Raw genomic sequence first — 547 nt, 5'->3', positions numbered from 1 at the left:
GTCGCAAGAAGGGCCGGACGTCACCGCCAGGGGAGGGAATGACTGAATGACGAACGGACAGTTGACCAGCGGGGACGGGGCTCAGGCCGGTACCGCACGAGCGGATCGCGGCACCGCCCACGCCCCGGAATGTCCCGGCTGCACAGTTTCTCCGGACTGCACAGTGGCCTCGGGCGCGCGGGTGGCACTGCCGGACGGCCGCCACGCGTGGGAGCTGCCGGCATCGGCCGTCTCCGACTTCGAGGACCTGGCCACCACCGTTGCGGCACAGGTGCTTCCGCAGGCCTCTGTCGTCGCGTCCGTGTGCCATGGCGACGTGCCATCCGCGGGGACCCTAAGCGTGACCTTGCTGCGGCACCCGGGTGGGGCATCGGTTCAGGTTCACTGCAGGTCCGAGGACGCCACCTCGGTTGTCGTGAATGCGGCGGGATTTGCGCTGCTGTGTGAGGCCGTCGTCTCGTCGGGCGAGGAGATTCCGGAACCGGTCGTTGCGGTCACGGCAACGTCGGCGGGGGTGGAGGAGCTTCCCGAAGTGGTCGACATCCTC

The 547-nt window shown here is 68.9% G+C and carries 1 protein-coding gene; it reads left to right on the top strand.

The annotated features are described in order from the left end of the window. Positions 1–181: 181 nt before the first annotated feature. On the top strand, positions 182–547 hold a 366-nt coding region (locus AC1DYG_RS19080), incomplete at its 3' end, for a hypothetical protein (protein WP_477641435.1).

The organism is Pedococcus sp. P1_H8, assembly GCF_056405175.1.
The sequence above is the reverse complement of the archived record's forward strand: the minus strand, read 5'-3'. Positions and strand labels throughout refer to the sequence as shown.